The organism is Pseudoneobacillus rhizolycopersici (assembly GCF_054786815.1).
Genome location: NZ_JBTOOE010000025.1, coordinates 17475 through 36384 on the forward strand (window position 1 = coordinate 17475; position 18910 = coordinate 36384).

At 39.2% G+C, this 18910-nt stretch carries 10 protein-coding genes; 3 read left to right on the top strand and 7 right to left on the bottom strand.

Annotation, left to right across the window (positions count from 1 at the left end):
* Positions 1 to 554 precede the first annotated feature (554 nt).
* The 3 genes from ACX9YW_RS19205 to ACX9YW_RS19215 form a co-directional block, all read right to left on the bottom strand.
* Positions 555 to 3458, bottom strand: coding sequence for an ATP-dependent helicase (locus tag ACX9YW_RS19205; RefSeq protein ID WP_460349518.1), 2904 nt, complete (start codon positions 3456 to 3458; stop codon positions 555 to 557).
* 176 nt (positions 3459 to 3634) lie between these two features.
* Positions 3635 to 3961 carry a hypothetical protein gene (locus ACX9YW_RS19210; RefSeq protein WP_460349520.1) on the bottom strand — a complete coding sequence of 109 codons (327 nt, stop codon included), beginning with the start codon at positions 3959 to 3961 and terminating at the stop codon, positions 3635 to 3637.
* Between the two features lie 323 nt (positions 3962 to 4284).
* The gene (locus ACX9YW_RS19215) at positions 4285 to 4581 is read right to left on the bottom strand and encodes a hypothetical protein (protein WP_460349521.1); all 297 of its coding nucleotides are present in this window, start codon (positions 4579 to 4581) and stop codon (positions 4285 to 4287) included.
* A 658-nt stretch (positions 4582 to 5239) separates the two neighbouring features.
* On the opposite strand from ACX9YW_RS19215, the gene ACX9YW_RS19220 reads away from it, so the two are divergent.
* The 3 genes from ACX9YW_RS19220 (at position 5240) to ACX9YW_RS19230 (ending at position 13083) form a co-directional block, all read left to right on the top strand.
* A complete protein-coding gene (locus tag ACX9YW_RS19220; protein WP_460349523.1) occupies positions 5240 to 6709 on the top strand; it encodes a hypothetical protein in 1470 nt (489 codons plus the stop codon).
* 154 nt (positions 6710 to 6863) lie between these two features.
* Positions 6864 to 7424, top strand: a complete 561-nt coding sequence (locus ACX9YW_RS19225) for a flavin reductase family protein (RefSeq protein WP_460349524.1) — start codon at positions 6864 to 6866, stop codon at positions 7422 to 7424.
* Positions 7425 to 7758: 334 nt separating this feature from the next.
* Complete coding sequence (locus ACX9YW_RS19230; RefSeq protein ID WP_460349526.1) at positions 7759 to 13083, top strand: DUF4073 domain-containing protein; 5325 nt, start codon at positions 7759 to 7761, stop codon at positions 13081 to 13083.
* A gap of 791 nt (positions 13084 to 13874) precedes the next feature.
* On the opposite strand, the gene ACX9YW_RS19235 is transcribed toward ACX9YW_RS19230, so the two are convergent.
* Genes ACX9YW_RS19235 through ACX9YW_RS19250 form a run of 4 tightly spaced genes read right to left on the bottom strand, consistent with a single transcriptional unit; the run spans position 13875 to position 18909 of the window.
* On the bottom strand, positions 13875 to 14882 hold the full coding sequence (locus ACX9YW_RS19235) for a substrate-binding domain-containing protein (RefSeq protein ID WP_460349528.1): 1008 nt from the start codon (positions 14880 to 14882) through the stop codon (positions 13875 to 13877).
* Positions 14883 to 14895: 13 nt separating this feature from the next.
* On the bottom strand, positions 14896 to 15879 hold the full coding sequence (locus ACX9YW_RS19240; RefSeq protein ID WP_460349530.1) for an ABC transporter permease: 984 nt from the start codon (positions 15877 to 15879) through the stop codon (positions 14896 to 14898).
* Entirely contained in the window at positions 15876 to 17369 is a 1494-nt protein-coding gene (locus tag ACX9YW_RS19245) for a sugar ABC transporter ATP-binding protein (protein ID WP_460349532.1), read from the bottom strand. Before ACX9YW_RS19245 ends, ACX9YW_RS19240 begins: the two co-directional genes overlap by 4 nt.
* Before the next feature lie 34 nt (positions 17370 to 17403).
* The gene (locus ACX9YW_RS19250) at positions 17404 to 18909 is read right to left on the bottom strand and encodes an FGGY-family carbohydrate kinase (RefSeq protein ID WP_460349534.1); all 1506 of its coding nucleotides are present in this window, start codon (positions 18907 to 18909) and stop codon (positions 17404 to 17406) included.
* Between the last annotated feature and the right edge of the window lies 1 nt (position 18910).

Below are 18910 nucleotides of genomic sequence, written 5' to 3' on the forward strand. Positions count from 1 at the left end.
GTCCTTTGGAATCGATTTCAAAACAAAAAAACATACAAAGTTCGACAGATGGGGCAAGTACCTATATCCATATATATTGGAATGGCACAATTTACTACCGCTGTTCGCCTTTCATAAAGGATTTCTACTTACAAAGCCACTAGAACAATATGGACCAGATCTTAATATATTCTACAAGAACAAGAGTCCACCATCCCGAGGAGGTGGACTCTTTGCCTTTCATAGCTTTTACACTTATTTAATCTTTTCGCCACTCGATTGAAACACGAGATCCGTCCCCATGTTCCAACGTTAAAATAATTTCCTCCGTGATTGTTTACCTACCTTAATCCAAAAGCTTTTTGGACGGTTTCAATAAAAATAATTCTGTCCCTGTCTCTCTGACAAACTCTGCCCATCGACTTCCTTTTTTACCTTGAATATGATTAATAATGAATATGCCATCGTTTTCATCCCCTTGGAAGGGTAGTAATATTGGAAGTTCTGTGTTAGGTACTCCCATTTCACAATGAAAACGTTGCCTTTTCTATTTTCTATTTATTTGGCTTTATTGATCATACACTAGGAAAAAACGGAATCTGATATTCTTCTTTTTTGATTTTGTCTAGGCAGAAGTAGTTGACATGGCAGCTTTGGCATTTGCCTTTCTCGAATTCACGCTTTGGTAATTGGGTTTGAATAGCCTCGATTCGATCCACTACTTTTTTCCCGATTTCATTCATGTATTTTTCAGAAACAATTTCATGAAGAACAATTTCCACTCCGTTTTCTCCAATATTCAGAACCTCAAGCCGATCAACGTGGAACCCATAACTGTGTTTGTAAACAAATGCATATGTGTACAGCTGCTCCCGAAAAACCTGAATCTCTGAAGGAGAAATGAATGACTTACTCTTTCTGGTTTTGATATCAGTTAAGTAATTCAGGCTATGGACTGTACCCCCGACTGTAATTTCTCTTCGGGTACTTAAATCAACACGGCCAGTTAATAGAATTTTCTCATCTAATAAACTTTCAATTGGCTTTTCAACCGCTTCAATGGAGGTAAAGCGATTCTTAATTTCCTCATAATACTGCCTAGTTTCTTTTTTTGCCTTTTTTACGAATTGCTTAAAAGTCTCACCCGCCGCGCTAATATAAGGCAAATTCAAATTTTGCACGACCAGACGATTCAAAACGGGCTGAGTGATTTTCTTGCCCTGTTTCATCAGTTCATGGAGCTCATGCTTAATATTATGAATGGACTCACCATACCCCATAAATCGATTAATAGGCTGATAAAGTCCCATTTGCTGAGTTAGTCTAGTGCGATTCGAGCACTGATAAATATCTTCTAATGCGGTCACTTTTACTACTAGACGGTCATTATCGTGAATCCCCTCTCCTACATATTGAAAACGGTTCAGATGCTCAGTCACCACTTCCGTCGAGGAAACAACTAGAGGATGATTAGTTGTAAATTGCCCAAATACGGAGAGATCCTTTGGTTTATGGGCTGAGCCGGCTGGTTGATAACTGTGACTCATCGATAAAAAAAGAAACTTCTTCGACCGACTAGCCCCTACATAAAATAGCCTACGTTCACTCTCAATTGAAGGTCGGTACCTTTCAGCATTGACTATGGCATCATTGGAAAGTAGATGCCATGGTGTTTGGAAATACTCCCTAAGAGCAGGAAATTCCCCATCTGTTAGCATAGGAATAAACACCGCAAGGAATTCCAATCCTTTTGACTGGTGAATAGTAGTCAACAACACACTATTGGCACTTTTCCGCTGAAATTGGTCGATCCCCTCTTGGTATACCGACTCAGCATCCCGATTTATAAAGTAGCAAAATCTCACAATACTGGTGTTTCCACCATTTCTTAAGTAAACATCCTCAAAATCATGAATGACCTTAGTGAATTTCACTAGATTGTAGATGATACTCTCTTCGGTTTTTGTTCTCGGAAGCTCATCCTCCACACCCATAATTTTAAGAAATTCCTGGTACACAGATTGGATGCGATAATCATAATTTTCCGTATCAACCCCATTTTTCTCCAAGAAGTCAATAGCTTCTTCTAATCGTCTGCTATTAATTTGAAGTGGCAAAGCACTCCATAATGCGGTTAGTTCAAGACGATTGACACGGAGATCTTGTTTAATATGTTTACCTGCAAGAAAGTAAAATGTCCCTTTCACAGCAGAAATTTCATCGGTTGCAAAGAGATTAGATAGATCACCAACCTCAACCAATATGTTCCGCTCTCGTAGGACACCAATTAAAATGTTTGCAAATTTCTTTTTCCGTAATAAGATGGCAATCTCTGATGGAGGAACACCCTTGCTAAGGAGAAGTTCAATTCGATTCCCGATAAAGTGAGCTTCCTCTAAACAATGTTGGAACGAATCAAAGGAAATATCCCCGAATTCAAATTTATACTTCGCTTTTGACCGAATAATTTTTAGGAATTCCTTCGCAGCCAATTGTTTCTGCAGAGGCATTACATCGATATTTTTCTTAATAATATCTTTAGAAAAATCTACAATTCCCTCACTTGATCGGAAGTTCTCACCTAAAAGGTGTCGCTTAGCCTGAAAATCTTCGCAGAATTCATCAATAAAGGTATTATCGGACCCCCGCCAAGAATAAATATTTTGGTTCCCATCACCCACAGCGATAATACGGATTCCTAAATCCCTTAGTTGAGTTAGAATCGTATGCTGCAAAAAGTTAACATCTTGGAACTCATCAGCAAAGATAATCCGATAACGTTCCTTGAGTTTTTTTCTAAAATCCTGATCATTTTCGAGCTTCTCTGAGAAAATCTTTAGAACCTCAGAGAAGTCCATGATTTTTCCGGTTTTGAGGAAATCTCTAAAAGTTCGATAAGTTGTCAGAATATAATCCTGAACATACTGTTCCTGAACTTCACTTTCTCGCAAAATCCCCATGATGCTCAAAAAATTATCTACAGTGCATTGAGAGGTCATCCCCATTTCCTTTCGAGTTTGATTCATCCCGCTCCACCCTGTCTTTGCCGAATACTTGGTAACAAGTATTTTCATTTGAGCACTGTCGTACAATCGCCAACCTTTATAACTGGGGTAGAGTTGAGTGAGTAGCTCAAAAGCAAAGCTATGGAAGGTTTGCACTGTAATTTCATCCAACCCTTTCCTATCAGGAAAAGTTCTCTTAGCAATCGTAGAGATTTTAGCTTTAAGGTCAAATGCTGCCTTATTTGTAAAGGTTACAAATCCCAACTGGGAAGGCTTTAATCCAAATTGAATCGCCACTATTCCCATCATGGTTATCACGGTACTTTTTCCACCACCAGCACCCGCATCGATCTTTACATTTTTATCAAGCAGGTCAACAATAGCCTCTCTTTGGGCTTCAGTGAATAAGATGCCCAAATCTTTATCAACATCCTTCAAAAATGCTATACGAAGGTTTTGTATAGAATCATCCAATTCGAAACACCATCCTTTTATTAAATATTTTTTTGCCAACATGCTAATAAGCACATTAACGTTTTACTATCATCCATAGTTGGCATAACTTCTTTTTTTTAAACATCATTATTTATTTTTTTCAAATGCAAAAAAACTGCAAGCCATGCAACTGGCCTGCAGTTTTTTCTAATATATTAATTCTCTTTTTTCACTATCTGAATTTCTAAACCTAATCCATGTAATGTCTTTAATAAGGTATCTATTGTATAATTTGCACCTGATGTCACGCGAGAAAACTGAGAATAATTTAAATCAATTAATTCAAATGCTTCTTTATAATTCATATTTTTTTCACTTATACAATCCCTAATTGCATCCGCTATCTTCCTCTTTGGAACTTGAACAATAAAATACTCTTCAGGTATGTCAATTAAATTAGAAAGGCTACTCTTCAAAATTAATGATCTCCTTTCATCTAAAGGTGATAAGTAAACAATTACTTTTGTAATATTTTTCCACATATACATTCATCTCTAAAATGTAAAAAAAATACAATCCCTATATTACATCAATTAGTCAACAGAATATAGACATCTAAAATAGTTCACTACACTTTACCTCCTTATAGAGTTCTCTTCCTAAATCTCTCAGATTGCAGTACATTCTCTCAGCCAAAATGGCAAAATATTTTTTACCAATAAATGTATAGATTGTATTCTCAGTATAGACAAAAAGTTTGTTTCACATAGATTAAATTCAATAACTTTATTCATCATTTTAAAACTTCATCAAATAAATAAGGGGACCTAAGATGAGCATGTCACCCATCTTAAGTTGATAATTTTTATGGAATGATTCTTTCTATTTCTTGAATATAGTACTTCTCCTCATATGTCTGTTCAAATTTAAGTTTGTATCTTTTATCCCAAATTAAGAATTCTAAGATCCAAATTCCACTTGATAATTCCTTCATAGAATAACCTTCTGAAAATGGAATCACATCCATCTCAGATTGAGGACCAAACTGATTTAGATTATGCAATAAACTTACTATGACACTTAATTCATATTGATAAAAATTTCTTAATTCCTTTAAAAACTCCTCTCCATAAATTAATTTCGAATCATCAAACTCTTCCACTGATACTCCCCCTTATGAAGTATTTAATGAAGCAGTATTCGTATAAAAATATTGCTTATTACATAATTCCCTCTCTATACAATAAATCCTTTTCACCTGCCAAAAGCTGTCAAAATTAGAGATTTTTCAACATGAATGGGTATGAGTCTGATGATTCATCCTTTATGACAGATTTCCTTATCTGTTAGAAGAGTAGTGTTTGGAGAGATAATCTATAACTTATAACCTTTTAGGTCCACTCAGTTTGTTTCCTTAGCCTTGATAAAATGGAGATATAGAGGAATAGAACCCTATGAACGAATTAGAGAAATTTAATTAAATATCCAAAAAATATTAGGATAATGGAGAATCTGAAAAAAAAGATTAATAACAGTCACAGCCATTCTGCAAAAACAAAATTTGCTATACTGTTATTGTAAGAAAATATGAAATTCCGTTTCTAGGGATTGAAAGGAATAGAGGAAGAATGTGAAGACCTAAAATAGAACCTCATTGTTTTGTATGTCAAAAACCATTTAGAAGAACGGATCCAGTTTACAACGATTCCATGTTTATCCAAGTTTTTCATTTTAATGGTAGCATTTTAAGTAGTATCATCGCAAAACTTTGAAAACCCTGTTCCACTCGCGAATCCCATTTAAGAAGGTGAAATAGAATAATGATAAAAAAAATGAAGAATATCCTTATTAGCAATGATTATTACTATTCAGGCTTCATTGCTTTTAGTAGTTTTATAATCAGCATGACTTTATTTTTCATTGGCACTAGTATAGAAATGAATAGAAAAATTGTTTCTGAATTTAATGGTATAGTATTTGGTATTACCTCGGGAACCTTAGGATTAATGGGCCTAGTAGCAATTTTTATATCCTTGAATAGCCAACATAAAATTGAAAAGTGTAGAGAACTATTCTGGGAATTGCAAGAGCAATCCTATAATGAAAGTAATATGTTTACTGTATCAAACAATCTAAAGAGATCCCTATTACAGTATGCACAAATCTATAACCAAAAGGAAAAAATTATTCAAACAGTTATTGAAATCTCTAAGCATACTTTAAAGGTTGTAATTCTCCTTTGGACTATTTATGCAGGACTTGTTGATTATTCTATTCTAGCTCAAATTGCTTTAAGTTTAGCCGTTACACTTGGTGTTTTTATATTAGCATTCTTTCATATAATAATCGGTAAATTAGGTGATGCAGTTGAATTAAGTTCTTTAGACAATGTTGGTAATCTGGTAAATTTATCATTTAACTCTAAATTGAGGGGAAAAATAAATGACTTAAAAGCTTTGATTACTCTACAAGATATACCAAATGATTTTCAAAAATTGAAAAGCAACGAGAATTTCAAACTATACGAAAAATACATTGGTTGGAGACCTAATCTATTAGTAGCTAATTATATGGAAGTTTCAACAACAAATGATATAGCAATTAATCGTTTAAGGTCTTTATTTTATCCAAATTTAAGTGATGAATTAGTTTCCTCTCTATTTATTTCTATTAAAATACCAATAACCGGAATAAGAATAAAGATAGTTGAAGTTTCAATAAATAGCAATGGACAAGAATATTTCTGTGAAGATTATACACATGTTTGTATTTCAAAAAACTTAACTCAAATAATAGATTTAGTTAAAACTGAAGAATGGTGCAATTTTATGAATTATGAAGTGAAAATTGAAATTGCAAAACTTAAATATAAATCCACAGACGATACGGAACCTGATACCATAAGTGTAGATTGCCAAAATAATATTATATATCTCCCACACGGTATATCAGATTTTAGAATTAAATTGCAAGTAGATTCTATTCACGATATGGAAATAAAAGAAGCGTTTATTCCTTGTATTGATGAGGTAGCAGAACAGTACTATAAGGATATGTTGCAGAATAATAATCAAATCCAAATAGAATTGGAAAATATAAAAAGAAATATTAGATCGAAGATCATACAGAAACAATTATATAATAACGAACTAACATTAGAATATGATATTAATCTTTTTAATGAAGAAACTATTAAGTCCTTTAGAGGAGGAACAAATACTGAAAACGGTTGGATAAATTACTTAAGACCAACACCAAATTTAGGCGTTGAAGAAGGAACTCGGATATAGGCTAACACCATAGTCTCCGGAGGTACTGTTTACTGGGATGAATCTTCCCAATATTTCTTTCGTATTTTTAGCCTAGAAAGTGTCCTCCCCACGCGGACCAATACAACAATTTGTCCACGGGAGGGACCTGATACCGGAATTTAGGAGGTAACCAATGATTGAATCAACAACAAAAACGGTGATGCACAGTTATCCAGGATTGGTTGCACTTGTGACGGCTAGTCATAACGGTGAAGAGAATATCATGGCGGCGGGCTGGCATTCTTACATTTCTTATGAACCGCCGATTTACGGTGTGGCGATTGGACGTGAGCGCCATACCTACTCTTTACTGAAGGAAGCAGGAAAGTGTGCGATTAACTTTCTACCCTTTGAAAAAGCAAATCTGATCCAACAAGCAGGAGTTTACACAGGGGCAAATGTGAATAAATTTGAGATTGGAAAAATGGAATTCAGCAAAGGTGTGGCAACCAATGCACCTATCTTACATGATGCTTATGTGGCCTACGAGTTGGAGGTAATAGACCGTCAATCCTATGGAGATCACGACTGGTTTGTCGGAAACATCGTTCGTTTTTATCGAGACAATGACAAATTCTTAGACAATGGATTACCTGACCTTGATAAACTATCAATTCCCCTCTATCTTGGGCGCTCTCTCTACACCTGTGTAGACAGTAACAGCAAAATAACCAATCATCAAATAAAAGCGTAGGCATTAGGGAGGGTGCTACTACCCGAGGTTTGACGAAACGTGACAGGATTATGTTTACAAATCTAGGGTGGTGAACCCCCTTTACAATCCTCCCCATAAACTCACAATACCTCTCCCTCTGCTGTTCCCATCCCCAGCAAAATGAAAACGCCAACGATAACTTTAGTTAATGAAGACAGTTTCTTCCCACTCTCCGCAACTGTCCTCCCTCCAAGGACAAATTCACCCGATTTGTCCATGGTAGGTACCTGACACCTTAAAAGAAGTAATAGAAAATTAGCTTCATATCACTTATAATTTATTAGATGGAAAATTTTGAAAAAACAGTAAAGGGGTGAAAAAACTGAAAAATGGCATAACAAGGATCATTTCTATTGGTACGATTTTTACGATATTGCTAGCATCCTTCCTACAGCCCGTTGGGAATGTCGTGAGGGCAGATGGATTCTCTGCGATAGAAGTTGAGAACAGTGCCATGGTTGCAACATCCAGGCAGGCAGCGCTCGAAGATCTTGCTCCTGCACTTCAGCCAAGTGTAACGCATGCTACGACAACAGAAGACACGCAAACGACAAGTGGGCTTATCATCCAACCGAATAATGAAGCAGGAAGTGCACCTACGAATTATTATAAAATTACCGGGATTACCGGTGGACAGTTATTTAAACCTAATGGTGTTACTCTTATCCATAATGCCGATTTTATAACAGTCGCAGAGGGACTTGCAGGCTTGAAATTCTCCCCTGCACCAGACATGCATGGTATTTATGGTTTTGGATTTACGGTCCAAGCAGGTCCAAGTAACGATGGAGAAAAGTTAAGTGCTCCGGTGGATGTGATGGTTACTGTAACGGAGGTCAATGATCCTCCGTTTGCTAAAGATGATCTTCTTTCAGGTATCCTTGAGGGTTCCGGCCCCATAGAGATCCAGGCTTCCGATTTACTAGCTAACGATTTGGCGGGTCCATTTGATGAGCAACTATGGCAGCAGTTGACCGTGACATCGGTCGACAATCCCAGTGGCGGGACAGTTCAATTAGTGGATTCAAGGATCATTTTTACACCGCAGGCGCACTTCTTCGGAACGGCTTTCTTTATGTACACCGTTTCCGATGACGGGCGGACCAATGGTGAATCAGATCCTCGCTCAACGCAAGCAATGGTCACTTTTCCAATTTATCCAAAGGCTGATGTTCCAAGTATCACAGGCACCGTAACGGCTGAGGATACCATGTCTAGTAATGGGTTGGTGATAAGGCGTAATCCAGTCGATGGTGGTGAGGTGACTCATTACAAAATTACCGGTATAACCGGTGGGACACTTTACCGTTGGGATGGAACAACTCCTATTGATAACGAGCAGTTTATCACGACAGCAGAGGGTGAGCATGGTCTCAAGTTTCTTCCGGATTACGATCGAAATTCGGTTGCAGGCGACTTATTTGGATTTGATGTCCAAGCGGCGATTGGTCCAAGTGATGATGGTATAAGCGATAAAATACGTGCTATGATCACGGTTACAGAAGTGAACGATGCTCCTTATGCTAGGGATGATACAACTGAAACGGCTTTTGGTGTACCGTTTATTCAAATTCCGTTTGCTGAATTAACGGCAAATGACAGACCAGGTCCGCCAAATGAGTCAGATCAGACGTTGACGATTACGGATGTTGGCAACGCCGTCGGCGGTACCGTTAGTATCACTAATGGGAATGTTCAATTTGTTATTAATCCTGGCTTTTTAGGCACAGCTAGATTTGACTATGAAATAACGGATAATGGAACAACTAATGGAACTCCACATCCGCTGACGGATCGGGCAACTGTCTATATTGACGTGAAAGATTTGAACAAACCGGTTATTACGTTGCATGGCGATGAAACGGTTTATCTTTTACAAGGTCAGAATTATATAGAACCAGGGTATTCCGCTGAGGACGATGTGGATGGAGATCTAACGGCCAAGGTTACGATTTCAGGATCGGTTAGCCCTATGGTTCTTGGCAAGTACACATTACTTTACAATGTAAAAGACAGCAGTAATAACGCTGCAATCGAGCAAAGGCGTACGGTTCACGTGGTATCCCATTTGTTATCCAATTTGACCTTAGGTTCAGAGGTAATAAACTTTCAACCTACCCAAACGGATTATACGGTTGATGTTTTGAACTCAGTGGAGAAGCTATTGGTTACACCAACCCTACTTGACGAAAATTCTACGGTAACAGTGAATGGAACAGTTGTAAATAGCGGATCTGGGAAGGACGTTTCTTTAAACGTTGGGAAAAATGTGATTACCGTTGTGGTAACCGCTTTGGGTGGAACGACGAAAACCTATAAAGTTACAGTGAATCGAGCTCCTTCTGCAAATGCTGATTTAAGCAATTTAGTAGTAAGTAAGGGTGCGTTAACACCTGACTTTGCTGCTGGAACGCTAGATTATACGGTTGATGTCGCACATAACGTGAATCAAATCGAGTTGACTCCAGTTGTAGCAGAAGCCAATGCGACGGTTACGGTAAATGGAAATGCGGCGGTAAGTGGCCAGGCAGTGATTTTACCATTAGCAGTAGGAAATAATCCAATTTCGGTTGTGGTCACAGCTCAAGATGGTACCACGGTTAAAACGTATACCATTACGATTAAGAGAGCTCCTTCTGCAAATGCCGATTTAAGCAATTTAGTAGTAAGTAAGGGTATGTTAACACCTGGTTTTGCTGCTGGAACGCTAGGTTATACAGTTGATGTCGCACATAACGTGAATCAAATCGAGTTGACTCCAGTTGTAGCAGAAGCCAATGCGACGGTTACGGTAAATGGAAATGCGGCGGTAAGTGGCCAGGCAGTGATTTTACCATTAGCAGTAGGAAATAATCCGATTTCGGTTGTGGTCACAGCTCAAGATGGCACCACGGTTAAAATTTATACCGTTACGGTTAAAAGAGCTCCTTCTGCAAATGCCGATTTAAGGAATTTAGTAGTAAGTAAGGGTGTGTTAACACCTGCGTTTGCCGCTGGAACGCTAGATTATACGGTTGATGTCGCACATAACGTGAGCCAAATCGAGTTGACCCCTGTTGTAGCAGAAGCCAATGCGACCGTAAAGGTAAATGGAAATGCGGCGGTAAGTGGCCAGGCTGTGATTTTACCATTAGTCGTGGGAGTTAATCCGATTTCGGTTGTGGTCACAGCTCAAGATGGTACCACGGTTAAAACGTATACCGTTACGATTAAAAGAGCTCCTTCAGCAAATGCCGATTTAAGCAATCTAGTTGTAAGTAAGGGTGCGTTAACACCTGCGTTTGCCACTGGAACGCTAAATTATACGGTTGATGTCGCACATAACGTGAGCCAAATCGAGTTGACTCCAGTTGTAGCAGAAGCCAATGCGACGGTTACGGTAAATGGAAATGCGGCGGTAAGTGGCCAGGCAGTGATTTTACCATTAGCAGTAGGAAATAATCCGATTTCGGTTGTGGTCACAGCTCAAGATGGCACCACGGTTAAAATTTATACCGTTACGGTTAAAAGAGCTCCTTCTGCAAATGCCGATTTAAGGAATTTAGTAGTAAGTAAGGGTGTGTTAACACCTGCGTTTGCCGCTGGAACGCTAGATTATACGGTTGATGTCGCACATAACGTGAGCCAAATCGAGTTGACCCCTGTTGTAGCAGAAGCCAATGCGACGGTTACGGTAAATGGAAATGCGGCGGTAAGTGGCCAGGCAGTGATTTTACCATTAGCAGTAGGAAATAATCCAATTTCGGTTGTGGTCACAGCTCAAGATGGTACCACGGTTAAAACGTATACCATTACGATTAAGAGAGCTCCTTCTGCAAATGCCGATTTAAGCAATCTAGTAGTAAATAAGGGTGCGTTAACACCTGACTTTGCTGCTGGAACGTTGGAATATACAGTTGATGTTACAAATGAAGTGAACCAAATCGGGGTCACCGCTGTAATGGCAGAGGGCAACGCTTCTGTAAAGGTAAATGGAACGGCTGCGGTAAGTGGCAACGAAGTGATTTTACCATTAGTTGTCGGTGACAATGAGGTGATTATTACAGTTACCGCACAAGATGGAACAACCGTTAAAACGTATAAGGTTGTGGTTACGAGGGACTTATTCCACCCGCAAGCGCCAACGGTGACGGCGGATGACGTTAACAACCTCATTATCGGTGCAGACGCAACGATGGAATATTCAACGAATGATGGCACAACCTGGACCAGTTATCAATCACAACCAGTACCAACTTTTGATGGGGACCGTACTGTATTAGTCCGTGTTAAAGCAATAGAAGGTGTGAGTACTGCAAGCCCTACAACGAAATTGACTTTTACAGCTAATCCTGTAATTGTGATTCCTCCTGCCATAGGTGAACCAGGCAGAATGATTTCCATTGTCGTGGTAGATGCGGAGGGCAAATCATTGCCGGCGGGTAATCTTGAAATCAAACGGAGCACAAATGAAGGTCAAAAAGTGGATACAATTAAGTTAGATGTACGTAAGATTCTAGCGGCGATTTCAATGGCTGTAGAAAATAAAAAGAATACCATTGTGGTTCAAATGATCGATTTAGCCAATGACCCTGCTGATAAAATCAATGTTGGCGTTGATAAAGAGGTTCTTGCGTTATTAACTCAACATGCTATGAATCTAGTGATTCAAACAGAAAAGGCAACGATTACCATTCCAGCAACAACATGGACACAAGTAGGAAATGTGGATGTTACCTTAACGATTACAAATGGGCAAAACCAAAAGCAAACGGAAGCAGCTATTGAGGCTAAGGCAAAGGGAACGAAAGTGGTAGGCTCATCTGTAAAAGTAAATACAAACGTTAAAGGGCGTACGGAAATTACCCTGCCAATTGCGAAGGATATGCTACCAGCGGATCCTAAGGACTTGCCGGAATTTATCTCATCATTAGCGGTTTTCGTTGAACATAGTGACGGTGAAAATAAGGTTTATACCGGAATGGTTCAATATGATGAAAAAGGAATTCCGACTGGAATCTCGATTTGGGTCGAAAAGTTCAGCACCTTTACAGTGATTGCCAAACCAAAAGCAAGCTACAGTTATGCTGATGATGCAGCCATCTCTGAGTATGCGAAGGAATCAGTCTATCGCCTTCAGGAATTAGGGATAATGGAAGGATCACAGAATCAATTTAATCCACAAGGCGCAGTAACGAGAGCACAATTTACAAAGATTATTTTAATGGCGCTAGGAATGAAGGTAGAAGGAAGCTTTGACCAAGAGTTCAAAGATGTGAAAAAGGATCATTGGGCATTTGCTTACATCATGAAGGCAAAAGAACTTGGCATCATAAAGGGTGTAGATGCAAACTCATTCAACCCGAATGCACCGATCACACGCCAACAGATGGCCCTAATGATTGGAAGAGCACTTGAACTTAAAGAAACAACCAACACCATCACATTCCTAGACCAAAACAAAATCAGCACAGAAGCACTACCATACGTTCAAGCACTAGCCCAACAAGGCATCATCAAAGGAAACAACAACCACTTCAACCCGCAAGGCCTAGTCACACGCGAAATGATCGCCACCATCATCGCTAGGGTGTTGGAACATGTGGAACATAGGGACGCATCTCGAAACGTCTTTTTGTTTATAAAACGAATTAATTAGAGTATTAAAAAGAGAGAAGTGTTGTAGCACTTCTCTCCTGCAACCTCTACCGTCAGGGTGGTGGTTGTCAAAATTAAATGTTTTTTCTCGAACCAACTCATTTTGCTTCGTACGGCGCAGGGTGGTTTTCTCATTATCTAAAAGTTTTTTTCGAAAGAGATACGCACCAATTTCACGTACAATCCCCTTCAAGACTCCTTTCAGATTCTAGAAATGTTTCCATGATTATCACGAAGAAATAGCTTTCGCGGAGAATTTGATTCTAAAAACGGCAAAGGCCGCGACAAAAAGAAGGTAATTTGTTGTTTTTGGGTTGATTTTGCTCAGAAAGTAACTAGTTTTAGAGATTTTTTTGCAGATTGATGAGTTTAGGAATGGTTTTATGCCCAAGTTTTGTTACTTATGACCAACTTTTAGGGTTTATGCCCAACCTAGAAAATTTATGCCCAACTTTCGGGCACTTATTTCCAACTTTTCAGATTTATGCCCAACTTTTGAATACTTATTTCCAACTTTTTAGATATATGCCCAACTTTATCCGCTTATGACTAACTTTTTCCCCATATGCCCAACTTCCCTGCTTATCCCCAGGTCCCCCCACAGTTGCCTCTCAACTTCAAGCAATATCTCCCTCGGAAGAGTTATCCTCTACGCATTAATATTCCTTTGGAGGTATGTGGTTCAAAAAAAATGCTCTTTCGTGATGTGGTTTCACCGTCAAACCAAACAATCACGAAAGAACATACTATTTTATCACCAATAGTGGTCCTCTAATCAAAGCTCCAAAACCACTACTTCATCGGTGCAAATACTGCTTTTTCATCATAAACATCTGCTGCATTGCTTGCATCAATTAGACCTGTACCACCGTCAATATATTCCTCCACTGCCTCGCCTTTTGCTGCTTTAAGGGCCGTTTCAAAAACGGTTTTTCCAAGTAATGCTGGATCGTTAAACACTGTTGCATGATATTTACCATCAATAATTGCTTTTACGGCTTCAGATAATCCATCGATACCAACGATTTTCACTTTATCTAACATGTTCGCTTGCTCCAATACTTGTACTGCACCAAGGGCCATATCATCATTATGAGCATAAACTAGGTTCACATCAGGATGTGCTTGAAGCAAGTCTTGGAATGCTTTCACAGCTTCGGCACGGATGTAGTTACTATAAGGTCCTTCAATAACAGTGATACCAGATTCTTGACCAACTGCGTCATGGAATCCACCGTGGCGATCCATCATAACTTTACCGCCTGCATCTCCTTGTAATTCAATAATTTTACCTTTAGCTTGGCCAACTCCGCCAAGTAATTGAACTGCGTAATCCCCAGCAATTTTACCCATAGCCCTGTTATCTCTTCCAACAAATGCGGTTACTTTTTGCTCTGTTGGGCGGTCAACGGTTATGACTGGAATACCCGCTTGCTCAGCAGCCTGCAAAGCAGGGGCAACAGCAGTTGGATTAGTAGGATTCAAGATTAAAACATCAATTCCTTTGGTGATTAAGTCCTGAACATCTTGGTTTTGCTTTTGAATATCATTTTGAGCGTCTAATGTAATTAACTCTACCCCTTGGTTTTTAGCTTCCGCCTTTGCCCCATCCACTAATGATATATAAAACGGAGATTCTAGTGTCGGTTGGGAAAATCCAATAACAATTTTATCCTCGGAGTCCTTGGATCCATCCTTAGTGGAACCTCCTGATTTTTCCGAATTAGAACAGCCAGCAAACAATAGTGTTGAGCCTATAATTGAGGTAAGAAGCAATTTGTGTAAATTTTTCTTTTTCATTGTTATTCCCCTTTTAATTTGATTTTTTTACGACAAAGCGATTTAACACTAATGCTAATACAATGATGACGCCCATGAAGATTGATTGGTAATAAGAAGATAGACCAATCAGATTAAAAATATTAGTAATCATACTCATTAGCAAAACACCAATAAATGTTCCTCCAACCCCCCCTACACCACCAAATAGACTTGTACCACCTAAAACGACTGCTGCAATGGCATCTAATTCGATGCCGTTTCCGGCGGTTGGCTGCCCTACTGTTAACCACGAGGTCAAGACCACCCCTCCTAGAGCAGCTGTAGCGCCACTTATCATATAAGCGGCCGCTATATATCGGTTAACCTCAATACCAGTCAGATGAGCTGATTGAGGGTTGCCTCCAATGGCATAAAGTTTTCTTCCAAATGTCGTGTATCGCAGAACAAAAAGTGCGATTATCGTTAGTGAAATCCAAATGATCGCAGAAACTGGAATTCTTCCAAAGACATTACTACCAAGAAAACGAAACGACTCTGGAAGATTATAAATAGGTTTTCCATCTGTAAGTAACAGAGCAAATCCCTTGGCCGCTACCATCATGGCTAATGTGGCAATAAAAGCCGGGACTTTAAGTTTCGTTGAAATGATTCCATTGACAAGGCCAAGCGCACACCCGATTAATACAGATAGAATAATGGCAAAAATAGGGCTCATGCCACCAGTCATCATCAAAGCTACTGTCATACATGAAAGTGCCAATACCGAGCCAACGGATAAGTCTATTCCGGCTACGATGATGACAAAGGTCATTCCCAAAGCAACTATTCCTACAACCGCAGACTGTTGCAGAATATTTAGTAAATTCTGTACAGATAAAAACCTAGGTGACAACATAGATCCTACTGTCATAAAGATAAGAAGTAACACAACCAGGTTATATTTTTTTAGTAGTTCTGATAGTTTAAATACGTAGGATTTTTCCGCTTGATGCACTTCTATTTTTGTATTCGTCATTCTTGTTCGCCTCCTTTTACCGAGTAATGCAAGATTTCCTCTTTTTGTTTTTGCGGGTCGTCAAACTCACCAATAATTCTCCCACTATGCATGACGAGGATTCGATTACAGACATCTAATAATTCGTTCAATTCGGAAGAAACGACGATGATCGCCTTGCCTTGAAGGGCCAACTCCCTCATAATTCGATAGATTTCTTCCTTTGTACCGACATCAATTCCTTGTGTCGGCTCATCAAACAATAATAAACTGGACTCTCGGATCAGCCATCTAGATATAATGACCTTTTGTTGGTTTCCACCACTTAGATTTTGCATTAAGGTTTCTTCAGTCGGTGTTTTAATGCTTAAATCATTTATTTTTTCTTTTACCAGTTGAGTAGCTTTATTTTTTCGTAAAATAGAAAACCTCGATAACTTAAAAAGTGATGGGATAATGGCATTTTCCATAACCGATAGATGCAACATCGCTCCTTCCGTTTTCCGGTTCTCCGGAACTAGCCCCATTCCTAGCTTTATCGCTTTACTAGGTTTATTGATTCGTTGTTTTACACCGTTTAAAAATATTGAACCCTTACCGATAGGATCAAGTCCATAAAGCGCTTTCAATATTTCCGTCCTGCCAGATCCAACCAAACCGTATAATCCTAGCACCTCTCCCTTTCCTAATGAAAAACTAATATCCTTCAGCTTCTGGTTACTGATAGAGTCGACATGGAGAAACTCCTCATACTGTGCCCCAGAGGATTCGCTTTTCTTCTTTTCCACTTTATGCCCAATGATGAGTTCGACTAATTCATCCTGAGAGATTTCCGTTAAATACTTGGTGGCAATATATTCGCCATCTCTCATCACCGTCACTCGATCGCCGATTGCAAATAGCTCCTCTAATTTATGGGAGATATAAATAATTGTGATGCCTTTTTGCTTTAAGTCATTTATTACTTGAAACAAGGTCTCAACTTCATTTTCTGAAAGAGTAGTAGAAGGTTCATCCATAATGATTAACCGCGCATTGCAGGCTACCGCCTTGGCCAACTCGACAATTTGTTTGTGGCCTGCACTCAGCTCAGACACCTTTTTATGTACCGGAATTTCAATGCCAATTCCCTTTAATATATTTTTGGCATTTTCATGAAGCTGTTTCCAAGACAGAATACCGAGTTTAGGTTTTAAGTAATCACCTAGAAAGATATTCTCCGTTACGGACAAGTGTTCAATGAGGGAAAGCTCCTGATAAATAATAGAAATTCCTACTGCTCTACTATGAGCCGGACCTGTAATGTCAACCTTTCTTCCATCAAAGAAAATCTCGCCATCATCCTTTTGGTAAACTCCTGTAAGAATTTTCATTAATGTAGATTTCCCAGCACCGTTTGCACCAATTAGACAGTGAACCTCACCTGTAACTACAGAAAAGTTAACAGCATTAAGTGCTTTGACACCAGGGAATTCCTTAGTAATGTTCCTCATTTCCAATACCTTTTGCATTTCCAAAAAGCCCCCCTTTCATTAGAAAATGACATTACATATGTGGAAGTAATTTCTCGTAAAGGGAAATGTACCTCTCAAAGGCTGCTTCATACTGCTTATTAGCATCTTCACTGCAACGATAACTTCCTACGGTTGTTGTCATAGATTTTGATGCCTCAGCCAAAGATGGGTAATTTCCAAGTCCAAAGGAACAAATGACAGCACAACCCTTCGTTCCCGCCTCGGTTTCTTCCGCAATATCAATCGCCAATCCAGTCACATCACTGATAATTTGCATCCAAATGGCGTTTCTTGTCCCACCACCCGAAGCAATAATTCGGTTGATTGGCACCATTGCCTTTTGGAATAGTTCAATAATATTTTTAGTCCCATAGGCAACAGATTCTAAGATTGCACGGAAAATATCATATCGCGTATGGGCTAATGTAAGTCCAAATATATTCCCTTTAGCGGACGGATTGCGATATGGGGTTCGATTCCCTTGCCAAGAGTCTAAGATGATTAGACCATTACTACCGGGTGGAAGCTTCCGAATATTTTTATACAAATCCTCATAGACCGAAGGGTACTGTTCCTTTTCGACCCCGTGGTAAAATTGCTCCATAAACCATGTTGTTAAGGAACCACAGGTTAACTGCCCCCCTTCAAGCAACCAGCTATCCGGCAAAATCGCATTCTGATAAGGTCCCCATAAACCAGGTTCGAAAACAGCTTCTTCGGTGTGAACCAAATGAACAAAGCTAGTCCCCATTATTAAACTCATTTCTCCGGGATCGGTTGCTCCAACACCAAGCATTCCAATATGAGCATCAATTCCACCTTGGAAAACTGGAATTCCTTCCTTTAACCCTGTTGCAGATGCCACTTCCTTAATAAGCGTCCCAACTTGTTCCCCAACCGCCTTTACGTCCAGCGGCCAAACATCCTTATATTCCTCAAACCCAATCGCCTGAAAAAATTCTTCCGAAAAGCCTTCTTCTCCGACATAATTCCATTTGCAAGTCGTATTGCAAAGCGATGAAGTCCAGTTTCGTGTAAGGCGATAATTAAACCAATCCAGTTGCTCGACAATTTTATGACCCGCAATGAGTGTTCGATTATTCTTGAACCAAAGTGATTTGGGTGTCATCCATTCAGCTGATACCTTTTCACCTGCAAACCGCAATATTTTCTGAATATGTGGATCGGGATGATGATTAATTTTTTCAACCTCTTGAATGGCCCTAGTATCCATCCATAAGATGGCAGGAGTCAACGCCTCTCCCTCTTCACTGGCAATAAGAACAGTAGATGAAGTGGCGCAAACAGAGATGGCTTCTACACATTGGAGGTCGACCTCAAGTGCACAATTTCTCATCACGTGTAAAAATGCTTCCCACCAATCATTTGGATTTTGTTCACATAGCCCCGGACTCGGGTAATGGGTCGAATAGGCGGAAGAACCACTCCAAATTTTCGTTCCATCTACCGTAAAGATACCCACCTTTAAGCTTTGAGTCCCTACATCAACTCCAATTACATATGTTGTTTCTACCATC